Annotated in this window: 16 protein-coding genes; all 16 read left to right on the forward strand. The window is 39.3% G+C overall.

Translation table 11 applies throughout. The features are described from left to right. The first annotated feature begins 8 nt into the window (after window positions 1-8). The 16 genes from MKY27_RS06015 to hepT all read left to right on the forward strand — a co-directional run bounded on the left by MKY27_RS06015 (window position 9) and on the right by hepT (window position 13,922). Complete coding sequence (locus tag MKY27_RS06015; RefSeq protein WP_339198577.1) at window positions 9-1,292, forward strand: PepSY1/2 domain-containing protein; 1,284 nt, start codon at window positions 9-11, stop codon at window positions 1,290-1,292. A gap of 108 nt (window positions 1,293-1,400) precedes the next feature. Next, complete coding sequence (locus tag MKY27_RS06020) at window positions 1,401-2,054, forward strand: flagellar brake domain-containing protein (protein WP_339198579.1); 654 nt, start codon at window positions 1,401-1,403, stop codon at window positions 2,052-2,054. A 154-nt stretch (window positions 2,055-2,208) separates the two neighbouring features. Further along, window positions 2,209-2,883, forward strand: a complete 675-nt coding sequence (gene cmk, locus MKY27_RS06025; RefSeq protein WP_339198583.1) for a (d)CMP kinase — start codon at window positions 2,209-2,211, stop codon at window positions 2,881-2,883. A gap of 115 nt (window positions 2,884-2,998) precedes the next feature. Next, window positions 2,999-4,141, forward strand: coding sequence for a 30S ribosomal protein S1 (gene rpsA / locus MKY27_RS06030; protein ID WP_339198587.1), 1,143 nt, complete (start codon window positions 2,999-3,001; stop codon window positions 4,139-4,141). A 68-nt stretch (window positions 4,142-4,209) separates the two neighbouring features. Further along, complete coding sequence (locus tag MKY27_RS06035; RefSeq protein ID WP_339175849.1) at window positions 4,210-4,386, forward strand: hypothetical protein; 177 nt, start codon at window positions 4,210-4,212, stop codon at window positions 4,384-4,386. Between the two features lie 126 nt (window positions 4,387-4,512). After that, the gene (gene der / locus MKY27_RS06040; protein ID WP_339175850.1) at window positions 4,513-5,823 is read left to right on the forward strand and encodes a ribosome biogenesis GTPase Der; all 1,311 of its coding nucleotides are present in this window, start codon (window positions 4,513-4,515) and stop codon (window positions 5,821-5,823) included. 115 nt (window positions 5,824-5,938) lie between these two features. Beyond that, window positions 5,939-6,952, forward strand: a complete 1,014-nt coding sequence (locus MKY27_RS06045; protein ID WP_339175852.1) for an NAD(P)H-dependent glycerol-3-phosphate dehydrogenase — start codon at window positions 5,939-5,941, stop codon at window positions 6,950-6,952. A gap of 144 nt (window positions 6,953-7,096) precedes the next feature. Next, complete coding sequence (locus MKY27_RS06050; protein WP_339175853.1) at window positions 7,097-7,366, forward strand: DUF2768 domain-containing protein; 270 nt, start codon at window positions 7,097-7,099, stop codon at window positions 7,364-7,366. Between the two features lie 20 nt (window positions 7,367-7,386). Continuing rightward, window positions 7,387-8,109: a hypothetical protein gene (locus MKY27_RS06055; protein ID WP_339175855.1), complete on the forward strand. Its 723-nt coding sequence runs from the start codon at window positions 7,387-7,389 to the stop codon at window positions 8,107-8,109. 98 nt (window positions 8,110-8,207) lie between these two features. Then, window positions 8,208-9,722 (forward strand): stage IV sporulation protein A, encoded by a 1,515-nt coding sequence (spoIVA, locus tag MKY27_RS06060; protein WP_339198590.1) that lies wholly within the window; start codon window positions 8,208-8,210, stop codon window positions 9,720-9,722. Between the two features lie 199 nt (window positions 9,723-9,921). Beyond that, complete coding sequence (locus MKY27_RS06065) at window positions 9,922-10,194, forward strand: HU family DNA-binding protein (protein ID WP_004232618.1); 273 nt, start codon at window positions 9,922-9,924, stop codon at window positions 10,192-10,194. A 352-nt stretch (window positions 10,195-10,546) separates the two neighbouring features. Beyond that, window positions 10,547-11,116 (forward strand): GTP cyclohydrolase I FolE, encoded by a 570-nt coding sequence (gene folE / locus MKY27_RS06070; RefSeq protein WP_339175857.1) that lies wholly within the window; start codon window positions 10,547-10,549, stop codon window positions 11,114-11,116. A 55-nt stretch (window positions 11,117-11,171) separates the two neighbouring features. Further along, window positions 11,172-11,387, forward strand: a complete 216-nt coding sequence (gene mtrB / locus MKY27_RS06075; protein ID WP_339175858.1) for a trp RNA-binding attenuation protein MtrB — start codon at window positions 11,172-11,174, stop codon at window positions 11,385-11,387. A 69-nt stretch (window positions 11,388-11,456) separates the two neighbouring features. Next, window positions 11,457-12,197: a heptaprenyl diphosphate synthase component 1 gene (locus tag MKY27_RS06080; protein WP_339198593.1), complete on the forward strand. Its 741-nt coding sequence runs from the start codon at window positions 11,457-11,459 to the stop codon at window positions 12,195-12,197. 26 nt (window positions 12,198-12,223) lie between these two features. Then, complete coding sequence (locus MKY27_RS06085) at window positions 12,224-12,925, forward strand: demethylmenaquinone methyltransferase (RefSeq protein WP_339175862.1); 702 nt, start codon at window positions 12,224-12,226, stop codon at window positions 12,923-12,925. A gap of 22 nt (window positions 12,926-12,947) precedes the next feature. Next, on the forward strand, window positions 12,948-13,922 hold the full coding sequence (gene hepT, locus MKY27_RS06090; protein WP_339175863.1) for a heptaprenyl diphosphate synthase component II: 975 nt from the start codon (window positions 12,948-12,950) through the stop codon (window positions 13,920-13,922). The last annotated feature ends 100 nt before the right edge of the window (window positions 13,923-14,022 follow it).

Genomic DNA, 14,022 nt, shown 5'->3' on the forward strand with positions numbered 1-14,022 from the left:
GGTAAAACATGAAAAAATTTGCATATTTATTAGGTTTATTTGTTGTCATATTAGCCTTTGTTTCCTTTGATCTATTTACACAAAATAAGGATTTGGAGCGAGCTGTTTATGCTACCCAATCGAGGGACCTTTCGGCAGCGACTGAAAAATTGTCGACATTGCATACAGCGGTGGAACAATCTTTACTCTTTCAGGACGAAAAAGCTTTAAATAATGAATTGGATTCCATCTGGCGGTTGAGCAGTGATTTAAGAAAAACGGTCGCCAATTTACCGATTCAGGCAGAAGTACAAAATGAATGGATGCGTTATTTAGGGAAGATCGGTGATAACGCAAAACAAGCGGCCGCAACGGGGGACTATGAAAACTGGCGCGGTAAAATGAGTACGGTTGCTTCCAATTTACATGCGTTTGCAGAAGAATGGAATATCGCGACTGTCGCTTTTTATGAAAATGACGGCGATTTAAAAAAATGGTCAACGAATCATACAACCGACCTTAAAGATTCACCGTTTATGAACGTGTCAAAACAATTAAAAACATATAATGAAACCGATTTTCCATTAACTGCAAGTGAATCGGATTATGAGAAAAAGCGGGAGTTACAGCATTTAAAAGATAAAAAAATAACGAAGAGCGAAGCCATTAAAAATTTTAAAAAGTTTTTCCCGAATATCGATGATTCCATCGTAACCGTGACAAAAAGCAGTGATAATGCACCATACCCGTTCTATCATATTCAATTTATCCATGGTTCGAAAATCGGCTATGCCGACATAACAGAAAATGGCGGCCATCTTCTGTCATTCCTGCTTGAACGTCCGGTGAAAAAGGATGCACTCTCACATGAAGAAATTTTGAATACCGCAAAAAGCTTTATGAATAAAGTAGGCTACACTGATGTGAAACTTTCCGAAACACGGGAAAATCATGAAGCATGGCATCTCGTATTTACGAGAGTGTATGGCGATGATGAAGCTTTAATTTATCCGGATAGTATTCAAGTAAAAATTGCGAAGGATAACGCGGAAATTTTAGGTGTCAACGCAATGGAATATATTCAGGAAGAAAAAATAAAAGAGCAAGGTGAGGTGCCGATCGACTGGGATAAGTTTTTTGCGGACCATGTAGGTGTCGAACAAGTGCAAAAGATTTATACTGGCAATGGAAATCTGGAGCTGCGTAAATGTTATGAAGTTATTGCAAGGCTCGACAATAAGACACAGGATACGTATCGCATAGTAATCGATACGGAAACACATGAAGTGATCAAAAACGAAAAAGTGTTTTAGCAGTATGTAGAAGGTGCTAGGTCCAGTAAAAATAATTGTAAAAATATAGCTATATTTACATTCCCGTGAGATAATAAAGTATCAATAATTTCTTATGGGGAGAGGCAAATGGAACTAAAAATTGGAACAAAACTAACGCTGGAGCCAACCTATACGGAAAGGGTCGAAAAATTTAAATGTCGTGTAGTTGATCGGCAGGACAATATGATTTTTATCGACTATCCAATTAATACGGCAACTAAAAAAATCGCTTTTTTAATAGATGGCGCACAATTCCGTGCAACTTTCAGTACGGAAAAAAAGGAAAGTTACTGCTTTAATACAGAAGTTTTAGGACGTAAAGGCGGCAATGTTCAAATGATACTGCTTGCGTGTCCACCACCTGAAGAGTTTATTAAAATTCAGCGCCGCGAATATGTTCGTGTAGAAACACCAGTAGATATTGCCGTAGAACATGACGAACAGAAATTTCAGTTTGCGGCCGAAGACATAAGCGCCGGGGGAACATTGGTTCATATTAAGTCACCGGTCAATTTTACTGAAGGGGATTCAGTTAAGGCATTTGTTGTCCTGCCATTTGTAAATGGCGAAATCCGCTATGTCGAAACAGATGCGAGAGTCGTGAACATGTTCGAACGCAATGACATGAAAATGGCAGCATTGAATTTCACGGATACGGATGATTATGATAAACAGCAGATTGTCCGATTCTGCTTCGAACGACAAGTAATGATCCGCAAAAAAGAAATGAATGAATTATAAGCAAAGGTCTAAAAAGTATTTTACTTTTTAGACCTTTTTAAATAACTGAAACGAATGTTATGGACGGGCAGTTTTTTTAAAAAAAATATAGCGTAAAGAAGGTAAAATTTTTTTCCGTTATGATACAATAGCAACGGAAAGTAGGGAGTTAATTATGATGAAAAAAATTCAAATTGCAATTGATGGTCCTGCAGGTGCAGGAAAAAGTACCATTGCAAAAATTGTAGCCGAAGCACTTCGATTTACATATATCGACACAGGTGCAATGTATCGGGCAGTGACGTATAAAGCGATGAAAGAAAACATACAATTACATGACGCAGAAGCGATTGAAAAAATGCTGCAGCAAACGGCGATTACATTAAAACCGTCGGAGCAGGGCCAACTCGTTTTTGTGGATGGACAAGATGTGTCACAGGCTATACGTTCAAATGAAGTTACGGCAAATGTATCAGAAGTTGCGGCACATGCCAATATTCGTGAAATTCTTGTAGCGATGCAGCAAAAGCTGGCTGCGGACGGCGGGGTTGTCATGGACGGGCGTGATATCGCAACACATGTTTTAAAAGATGCTGAGCTTAAAATCTTCATGTCTGCAACAGTTGAAGAACGTGCACATCGACGCTTCCTGGATAATGAACGCCGCGGTATTCCTTCTACAATTGAATCATTACAGAAGGAAATTGCATTGCGGGACAAGCTTGATAGTGAACGTGAAGCTTCACCGCTCATCCAAGCAGAAGATGCTTTATTTTTAGATACGACGCATTTATCAATTGATGAAGCGGCGCAGGAAATTTTGAAATTAGCGCAGCAAAAAATGCAGTAAACACTATTAAAAAATGAAGCTAACGTACGAAATTTCTGAAAATAAAGGGTTATTTTTTGTTTTTGTAGAACTTATCGAATAAAATAAAAGTGGAATACGCGAAGGAGGGCTACATATGTCTGAGGAAATGAATTTAGGGTCAAACCAAAAATTTCAAGAAGGAGATATTGTGAAAGGTGTTGCTGAACAGGTTGAAGAAAAGTCAGTAACGGTTTCGATCGAGGGGGCACCTTTCGACGGGATTATACCTATTAGCGAACTTTCAAGCTTACACATTGAAAAAGCTTCTGATATAGTTTCAGTTGGCGATCAGCTAGAGCTTATGATTACGAAAGTTGAAGAAGAGAATTTTGTATTATCGAAACGCAAAGTAGATGCTCTGCACGCGTGGGATGAATTAAAAGCGAAATTCGAATCTGGTGAAGTATTCGAAGCAGAAGTAAAAGATGTTGTGAAAGGCGGACTTGTCGTCGATCTAGGCGTGCGCGGTTTCGTTCCGGCTTCACTCGTTGAAGATTATTTTGTCGAAGATTTTGAGGATTACAAAGGCAAAACTTTACGTTTAAAAATTACAGAGTTAGATAAAGAAAAAGGCCGACTTATTTTATCTCATCGTGCAGTATTAGATGAAGAGAAAGCGTCGAAAAAGCAACAAGTGATTCAAAATATCCATCAAGGGGATATGCTGGAAGGTACAGTTCAGCGCTTGGCGAAATTCGGTGCGTTCATTGATTTGGGCGGCATTGATGGATTAGTCCACATTTCACAAGTGGCACATGAACATGTTGAAGATATTTCTACGGTATTACAGGAAGGACAATCTGTAACTGTAAAAGTGCTTTCAGTCGATATTCCAAATGAGCGTGTTTCATTATCGATCAAAGATACTTTGCCTGGTCCATGGACAGACATTGAAGAGAAAGCTTCTAAAGGCGCAATCTTAACAGGTACTGTAAAACGTCTTGTTACATTCGGTGCTTTTGTGGAAGTATTCCCTGGTGTTGAAGGTCTTGTCCATATTTCTCAAATTTCCCACAAGCATATTACAACACCGCATGAAGTCTTAAAAGACGGACAAGAGGTGGAAGTAAAAGTACTTGAGGTAAATGAAGCAGAAAAACGCCTTGCACTAAGCATTAAAGCATTGCAGGAAGATTCTGCGAGCGACGAGGACTACGATTACGAACTGCCTGAAGAAAATAAAGGTTTCTCTTTCAGCGATGTTATCGGTGATCAGCTAAAAGGATTCAAAAAATAATATTACGAAAACCGCCCATATAAGGATGCTTATGTGGGCGGTTTTTTGCTTTTTGGGAAGCTCATAGCATGAAATTATTAGAACAAATTTATAGTTTATTAGAAAAAGCGAGTGGGATTTTAGAAGAATTGCATGCAATATTTGAACATATGGCATTCATTTTAGAACTTTTGGGAAATATATTAGAAGACCGCCTACTTATTAGAACTAGTCACGTTATATTAGATAATTTCCCACTTTTTTAGAAAATTATAGCCTCCGAAAAGTTTGACGATAAATCGAAATCGATTTTGAATGTTATGAAAAAATGATATAATAGTCAAATTCGTGTATAATACGGAAAGACAAGAGTTTGGAAGGATGAAGTACAGATGACAAAACCAGTAATCGCCATCGTAGGACGTCCGAACGTAGGTAAATCGACAATTTTTAACCGAATTGTTGGAGAACGTGTATCGATCGTGGAAGATATTCCAGGTGTAACACGGGACCGTATTTATAGTTCGGCTGATTGGCTAGCACATGAATTTAATATTATCGACACTGGTGGTATTGAAATTGGGGACGAGCCATTTTTAGAACAGATCCGTCAGCAAGCGGAAATCGCAATTGATGAGGCGGACGTTATTATTTTCATGACTAATGGACGTGAAGGTGTTACGGCTGCAGATGAGCAAGTAGCAAAAATTTTATATAAAACAAAAAAACCGGTAGTACTTGCAATAAACAAAATTGATAACCCGGACATGCGTCATATGATTTATGACTTCTATTCATTGGGCTTCGGTGAGCCTTGGCCGATTTCAGGTTCACATGGTTTAGGCTTAGGGGATTTATTGGATGAGTGTGCGAAACACTTCCCGAACCCGGATGAAGAACAATATGATGATGATACGATTAAATTCTCGTTAATCGGACGCCCGAACGTAGGGAAATCATCACTTGTGAATGCCTTTTTAGGTCAGGACCGAGTTATTGTAAGTGAAATCCAAGGAACAACTCGTGATGCAATCGATTCTCCGTACTCATATGATGGACAAGATTACGTTATTATCGATACAGCGGGCATGCGTAAAAAAGGGAAAGTATACGAATCAACAGAAAAGTATTCGGTACTCCGTGCATTGCGCGCGATTGAACGCTCAGACGTTGTTTTAGTCGTTCTGAATGCGGATGAAGGTATTCAGGAACAGGACAAAAAAATTGCAGGCTATGCACATGAAGCCGGCAAAGCAATCATTATCGTTGTAAACAAATGGGATGCAATTGAAAAAGACGAGAAAACGATGAATATCTTTACAGAGCAAATTCGTGAACACTTCCTGTTTTTAGATTATGCACCGATCGTTTTCGTTTCGGCAAAAACGAAACAGCGTGTCCACAATATTTTACCGATTATCAAGCGTGTTAGTGAAAACCATGCGATGCGTATTCAATCATCAATTTTAAATGAAGTAATTGAAGATTCGATTGCACGTAATCCTGCACCAACAGATAAAGGTCGTCGTTTACGTATTTACTATGCAACACAAGTGGCGATTAAACCACCGACATTCGTTGTATTCGTAAATGAACCGGAAATGATGCACTTCTCATACGAGCGCTTCTTAGAAAACCGTATTCGTGAGACTTTCGATTTTGAAGGAACTCCAATACGCCTCATTACACGTGCTCGTGACTAAAATTCAATAAAAAGGGCGCTAGTTTATGCAAATGAACTAGCGTTTTTGTTCATAATAGGGTTTGACTTGAAGGATTAATTTTCAACAGACTTTAAGTGGAATTGGGGGTTTTTTAATGGAAAATGTAGTAGTTTTAGGAGCAGGTTCCTGGGGAACGGCACTGGCCATCGTTTTAGCGGAAAACGGTCATAATACGCTCGTTTGGTCGCATCGCGAAGATCAGGCAGCTGAAATTAATGAACAGCACACAAATAAAAAATATTTGCCGAATACGGTTTTGCCGAGTAATTTAAAGGCGACTTCAAATCTGGAAGAGGCTGCAAAACATGGTTCTACTATTGTGATGGCAGTACCGACAAAAGGAATCCGGGAAGTTTGCGGCAAAATTTCGGACTATATAACGGAGAAAGCGTTATTTGTCCATGTTTCGAAAGGAATTGAACCGGATACATTATTGCGTATTTCCGAACTGATGAAGGAAAGCCTTGCTGACAATGCGGTAAGTGATATCGTTGTGTTATCAGGTCCTTCCCACGCAGAGGAAGTTGTTTTAAAACATCCGACAACTGTAACGGCTGCTTGTGAAAATTTAGAGGCTGCAGAAAAAGTGCAGGATCTATTTATGAATCAATATTTGCGTGTCTACACAAATGATGATGTAATAGGCGTGGAAATTGGCGGTGCGCTGAAAAATGTCATTGCGCTTGCTGCAGGGCTGACGGATGGTCTGAACTTTGGCGATAACGCGAAAGCGGCCTTAATTACACGCGGTTTAGCCGAAATTACGCGTCTCGGTGTAAAAATGGGCGGCAACCCGTTTACGTTTGCCGGTCTGACAGGTATGGGTGACTTGATCGTTACATGTACAAGTGTCCATTCCCGAAACTGGCGCGCGGGCAATATGCTCGGCAAAGGAATGAAGCTTGAGCAAGTATTGGATGAGATGGGAATGGTAGTGGAAGGTGTACGTACAACAAAGGCTACATACCAGCTCTCAAAAAAATACGATGTTTCGATGCCGATAACATCAGCATTGTATGATGTGCTGTTTAATCATATGGAACCGAAAGCATTGGTTGAATCCTTAATGCTGCGCACGAAAAAAAGCGAAATTGATGAGATGAGCTGAACTAGTATATTTTGCATGATTTCCAATTAATTTAATAATTTGTCACAAAACAGGAGGGATACTAGTATGCCTCCTGTTTTTTTTTACCTGAAAAGGCTATAATTATTAGCGGTAACAACAATAAATAGAAAGGCGGTTTTAATAGTGCAACTTACTTTGCAGCTCATGAATCCACTATCAAATTTACTTTTAAATTCTGCACGTGGCCCATTAGCGAGCATGCATGCATTAGATGTTATGTGGGTTTCTTTTTATTCGATTGGTTTACTATTAATCTCAATTCTCATTATTACAGCAGTCCGTAAGTGGGTACATAATATGTTTTTGTCAATTTTATTGAAATTAGTAGCATATGTCATGTTTTTTATCGGCACATTATTAATGGTTCTTGTCGTACTTACATGGCCGAACTAATATAGGGGGAAATACATAATATGAAATCATCAAAATGGTTTGTTCTTTTGTCACTGGTCATTTTAGTGCTGACAGGCTGTGGCTCACCGACAAATTTTGACCAGTCCAGCTTAAGGCCTGATGTCGATATGCTTGCAGGTGTACAGCGTGCGGTCAATGAATATCGTGAAGATACGGGAGTCCTTCCGATTAAGACTCGTGACCAGGATACAGACATCTTCATTAAATACTTAATCGATTTTGAAAAGCTTATCCCGAAATATATCGGCTCACCGCCGGCAAACTCCTATGAGAAGGGCGGTATATTCCAATATATTATTTGGGATCCCGAAGAAAACCCTACTGTAAAGCTCGTCGATTTGCGAACACCTGAGCGAATTCGCGAAATTAATATCCGCTTTAAAGGGACAACTTATCCGCAATTCAAAGATAAAATAGTTGAACATGTTTATACGGTAAACTTCGAGAATATTGGCTATAAAGAAGATGTTACCGTACAAAGTCCTTATTCGAACAATCAACTGCCGATTGTCGTATCTGCTGAAGGGGATTTGTATGTCGATTATTCGATTGATTTATATACGTACATGAAAGACAACAATATTACAGCGGAACCGGGGGAGGATATCCGAGAGATTTTAGTGGAAAACTTCCCGGTTGTTCCTGCATACTCACTGCCATATACGGTAGATGAAAATAATGAGCCTGTCATTATGTATGATCCGACGAAAAAAGAAAATTAAACAAAACAAGGTGTGCAAAAAAGTTAAATCTTTCTGCACACCTTTTTCATATTTAAAAATCTCGGTACATATAGTGTTTTGATAATGAATACTTCTAATTGGAGAAGATTACGGTATATAAAGGAGGCAATACAATTAGCGAGCATATTTTTCAGCAATTGGCAGAACGTACGAATGGTGATCTTTATATCGGCGTTGTAGGACCTGTTAGGGTAGGGAAATCCACGTTTGTTAAGAAGGTAATGGAAGGCGTGATTTTACCTAATATCGAAAATGCCGAGGACCGTATGCGGGCGATGGATGAACTTCCTCAAAGCTCACCTGGGCCTACTATTATGACGGCTGAACCAAAGTTTGTCCCAGCACAGGGAACTACGGTTGCCTTTGGGGAAAGTGCAATACCGTTTCGTGTTAGATTAGTAGATTGTGTAGGTTATGTGATTGATGGAGCAAAAGGCTATGAGGATGAGTCAGGACCGAAGTTTGTGCAAACACCGTGGCATAATGAAGCGATAGCGTTTCAGGAGGCTGCAAAAATCGGTACCGATAAAGTAATTCGGGACCATGCCAATATCGGAATTGTTGTGACAACAGACGGAACAGTAAATGGGATGTTGCGAGCAGCAGTTGAAAAGGCGGAACAGCAAATTATCGATCAGCTTACAGAGATCGGAAAGCCGTTTGTCATTGTACTCAATAGTACGACACCGCATTCAGCTGAAACATTGCATTTACAAAATGCTCTTGCACAGAAATATGATGTTCCTGTAATTCCGACAGCTATTCAACATATGCAGTTGAACGATGTCATGCTCATTTTGCAAGAAGCGCTATTCGAGTTTAATGTAAATGAAATTCAAGTGGAAAAACCGGAATGGTTGGATGTTTTAGATGATACTCACCATTTAAATGAAACATTGGCATTTGCGACGGCGCAATTACAAGATGATTCAATGAAAATCCGTGACGTGGAAGCGGCGAGTCAACTGCTTCGCGAAATCGATTTTGTCGAAAGTTGCACCGTTGAAAATATTGATGCGGGACAGGGGATTGCAACATTACGTGTCAACATTCACAATGATTACTATAAGGAAACGTGTACCGAGTTTCTTGAAAAACCAATCGATACAAAGAAAGAGTGGCTCCTCTTTATTAAGGAAGCTTCAGAGGCAAAAGCGGCACAGCGTAGATTCCGCGATGCGATTGAACAGGCGAAGGAACACGGATATGGTGTCACATTGCCTGCGATGGATGAATTTGATCCGAGCGAGCCGGAGCTGATCGAACAAAATAATTTCTATGGTGTGCGTATGAAGGCGAAAGCTCCTTCTTACCACATTATCCGAATTGATATGGAAGCGGAATTCTCGCCACTGATCGGATCCGAATTTCACAGTCAGCACTTGCTGAAAGACTTGCAGCATGCTTATGAATTTGACCGCCAGGCATTATGGCAAACGCAATTATTTGGAACACCTCTTCACGAAGTACTTACGGAAAGTATCCGTTTCAAAATGAAGAGTGTTCCGACACATGCGAAAAACAGAATGCGCCTCATGCTGGAAAGATTAATTAATGAAGGTGAAAGAGGTTTAATCACATTTATTATTTAACATACTAACAGAATAGGAAGTACCTACGATTACAGGGCCGTTCACTTTTATAGGTGAATTGTCCTGTAATTTTAGTTTTTTTTCAAAAAATGACGAAATATATACAAAACATGGAGGAATTCAGTTGCGTAGCGGTTTTCTGTATGTTAATCTTTTTACAGGATTTAGATTCATGACCCTTTGAGAGGAGGTGAATGGTGTGAATAAAACAGAATTAGTAAACTCTGTTGCTGAAGCTGCAGGTCTTTCTAAAAAAGACGCTTCTAAAGCAGTTGAAGCTGTATTTGATACAATTCAAGATGCTCTTGCAAAGGGTGACAAAGTACAATTAATCGGTTTTGGTAACTTTGAAGTTCGTGAGCGTGCAGCACGTAAAGGTCGTAACCCACAAACGGGTAAGGAAATCGAAATTGCTGCTTCTAAAGTACCTGCTTTCAAGCCAGGTAAAGCACTTAAGGACGCTGTAAAATAATTCAGTTTCTCGAGGTACATAGAGCAGCTCTCAGTCTAACTGAGAGCTGCTCTTTTTTACGTCTTAGGCTTAAGCGTAAGCTTCTCACACTATCAGGAAGTGGCGTTTTGTCCAATCGGAGCTGAACGGAAACTTTGACGCTTTTGTTCATTTCAGTTGTTTTTACCTGACTATGCTAAAAATAGTATAACTGTTTTGAACTTATGAGATTTATGTGCTACGATTCAAGAGTGCATTTAACCTTTTTTGCTAACCTATAATCGGTTAGCGGGAAATTTAATATAGAATAAAAATTAATTAGATATAGATTTATACATAATAAACGTTTTGGTTTGTAGGAGGAATTTGTTTCATGTCGAATGTCGATTTAAAAAAGATAGAAGAAGCAGTAAAAATGATTTTGGAAGCAGTTGGGGAAGATGTGACGCGTGAAGGATTACTGGATACACCAAAACGTGTTTCAAAAATGTATGCGGAGATGTTCAGCGGCTTACAGGAAGATCCGCGTGATTATTTCAGCACGGTATTCCATGAAGATCATGAGGAACTAGTTTTAGTAAAAGATATTCCATTTTATTCAATGTGTGAACATCACTTAGTTCCATTTTACGGAACAGCCCATATCGCCTACATACCTAAAGACGGAAAAGTTGCCGGCTTAAGTAAACTCGGACGCTGCCTCGAATCAGTAGCGCGCCGCCCTCAGCTTCAAGAACGCATTACATCAACTGTAGCGGATACAATTATGGAAATGCTCAATCCTAAAGGAGTATATGTTGTTGTGGAAGCGGAACATATGTGTATGACAATGCGCGGATTGAAAAAACCGGGTTCTAAAACCGTGACAGCTGTTGCACGCGGCATTTATGAACAGGATGATATAAAGCGTAATGAAGTGAATACATTCATCCAAATGAAATAATAATAACAGTTATGGTATTATAGACAAAGAAATTAACACGTGGGGAGATTGTATAATGGGACAATCAGAGTATATTATTATCGAAGCAGAAGAAGATGGTGTACATGTTATTGGTTTAACACGCGGGACAGATACAAAATTTCACCATTCAGAAAAACTGGATGCGGGAGAAGTTATGATCGCCCAGTTTACTGAACATACATCTGCCATGAAAATCCGGGGGAAAGCTAAAATTCACTCTGCACATGGTGTCGTACAAAGTAAAAAGTAACATCTCGTAATTCTCATATAAATATTAAAATGTACGTAAGCTTTATCACATTGAAATGGAGTAATTTCTATGAATGCAACATCTATAACACAATCGGTTCAGAAGTTAAAATCTAATATTCTACAGCATGTTCATCATAGAGCATTACTTCAAAATGTTGGACAACCGACTCTACAGGAAGAACAGCTGTTTTTCATTCAGCTTCCTTTTTTAAATGGCGCTCCTATGACCGATGAACATCAGATCAGTGCGGTCACAGTGGGAATTGTGCATGCTTCACTGACAGAGCACGAAAAAGTGAAGGAAGTGGAAGCAACGAGTAAAGAGCAGCAATTGCTTGTCCTTTCCGGTGATTATTATAGTGGTCGGTATTATCAGTTACTTGCACAAACGGGCAATATTTTTTTGATTCATAAGTTATCGGAAGGAATCGTAAAGCGTTGTGAACATCAGATCCGCATTTACGAGGAACAAAAACGGTCACTTGAACAGTGGATTGAAAGTTTAATGACGATTGAAAGTGAACTGATTGCACAATATTATGATGTATACGGTTTCACGGCCTATACAGGGCTGATGCAGCAAACGTTAACCTATATTCGTTTGAAAAAAGAGCTCGATTTATTGAGCAAGGGGGAGCCGAGCTTTTTAAATAAGGCATTTTCAGCGGATTTGACTATGATGGATTCTATAATTGAAGCCTTTCGGGATCATTTATATGACATGGAGCGACAATTGAGAGAAAACTTGAGGATTATCGATTTAACGGATGAATTAAAACATTCCATTGAGCAATACATCACTTTTTAGTGAATTTAGAAAGGTCTTGAATAATAATGGCGAAATCGAAAGAACAACATGTTCATGAAGTGTTTGAAAGCATTTCAGAGAGCTACGATAAAATGAACTCGGTCATTAGTTTCCAAATGCATGTTGGATGGCGTGAAGATACGATGAAACGTATGGCCGTAAAAAAAGGTTCCAAATGCCTTGATGTATGCTGCGGTACAGCTGATTGGACAATCGCACTATCGAAAGCTGTCGGTGATGAAGGGGACGTAAAAGGGCTTGATTTCAGTGAAAATATGCTGAAAGTCGGCAAGCAGAAAACCGAGAATATCCCGAATATCGAACTGATTCACGGAAATGCAATGGAACTACCATTTGAAGATAATACATTTGATTATGTAACAATTGGCTTTGGCTTACGAAATGTACCCGATTATATGCAAGTATTGCGTGAAATGAATCGGGTCGTTAAACCAGGAGGAATGGTAGTATGTCTGGAAACTTCCCAATCCGAAATTCCGGTATATCGCCAGCTTTTCCGTTTTTACTTTAATCATATTATGCCGCTGTTCGGAAAGATTTTTGCGAAAAGCTACAAAGAGTATTCATGGCTGCAAAAGTCCGCGAATGATTTTCCCGGCATGAAAAAATTAGCGCAAATGTTCCGGGAAGCCGGATATGAGAATGTCACATATAAACCATATAGCGGTGGGGCAGCAGCTATGCACATGGGTTTTAAGAAGAAATAAAAGTGGGAGTAGGTTTTGACGCGTGGAAAAGATGAAAATCAAAATGCTATATGCCGATATTAAATCAGATATAGAAGTCATCGAAAACGAATTGGAACAAGCGTTGAATTCATCTTCACACTTATTGAATGATGCCTCAGTTCATTTACTACAAGCCGGCGGGAAACGTATTCGACCAGTATTTACGTTACTAAGTGCCAAGTTTGGTGACTATAATATTGACCGAATGAAAAACATTGCTGTCCCATTGGAGCTTATTCATATGGGTTCATTGGTGCATGATGATGTAATTGACAATTCGGATATGCGCCGTGGCCGGGAAACGGTGAAAGCCCAGTGGAACAACCGTGTGGCAATGTACACAGGTAATTTTATATTTGCACGTGCATTACAATATGTTACAAGCATAGAAAATCCGAGAGCCCATCAAATATTAGCGAAAACAATGGTTGAGCTGGTAAATGGTGAAGTCATTCAAATTGAGGATAAGTTTCGTTTAGATCAAAGTTTGAAAGATTACTTCCGACGTATTAAACGTAAAACAGCTTTACTGATTGAATCAAGTTGTGAACTTGGAGCGGTCGTAAGCGGTGCCGATGAAAAAACAGCTCGGCATTTAAAGCGCTACGGTTACTTTGTAGGAATGAGCTTTCAAATAGTAGATGATATATTAGATTTTACAGCGACAGACAAACAGCTCGGCAAACCGGCTGGCAGTGATTTACTGAACGGGAATGTTACATTGCCGATATTGTTGATGAAAGACGATCCGCAGCTTGCCCCTTATTTGTCGAAAGTGGCATCAGAAGGATTAACGGAAGAAGAGCGCCAAAGTATGCTGGCACTAGTTCGGAATTCGGAAGCAATAAAAGAAGCAACCCATATTAGTAATTTGTATTTAAAAAAGGCTTTAAAAGAGGTCGAGGCATTACCTAAGCACCCAATGAAGAAAAAATTGCGTGACATTGCGCTGTTCATGGGGAAGAGAAAGTCTTAAAATAATCTAGCCAATTTATGGTCAAATCTAATATTTGTTGCAGTATGAGTAGGATTTTGGTAATATTTATCGGTAGGTGTAAAACCTTTTACTCAAATTT

Origin of the sequence: Solibacillus sp. FSL R5-0449, assembly GCF_037975215.1 — a bacterium.
GTDB lineage: Bacteria > Bacillota > Bacilli > Bacillales_A > Planococcaceae > Solibacillus.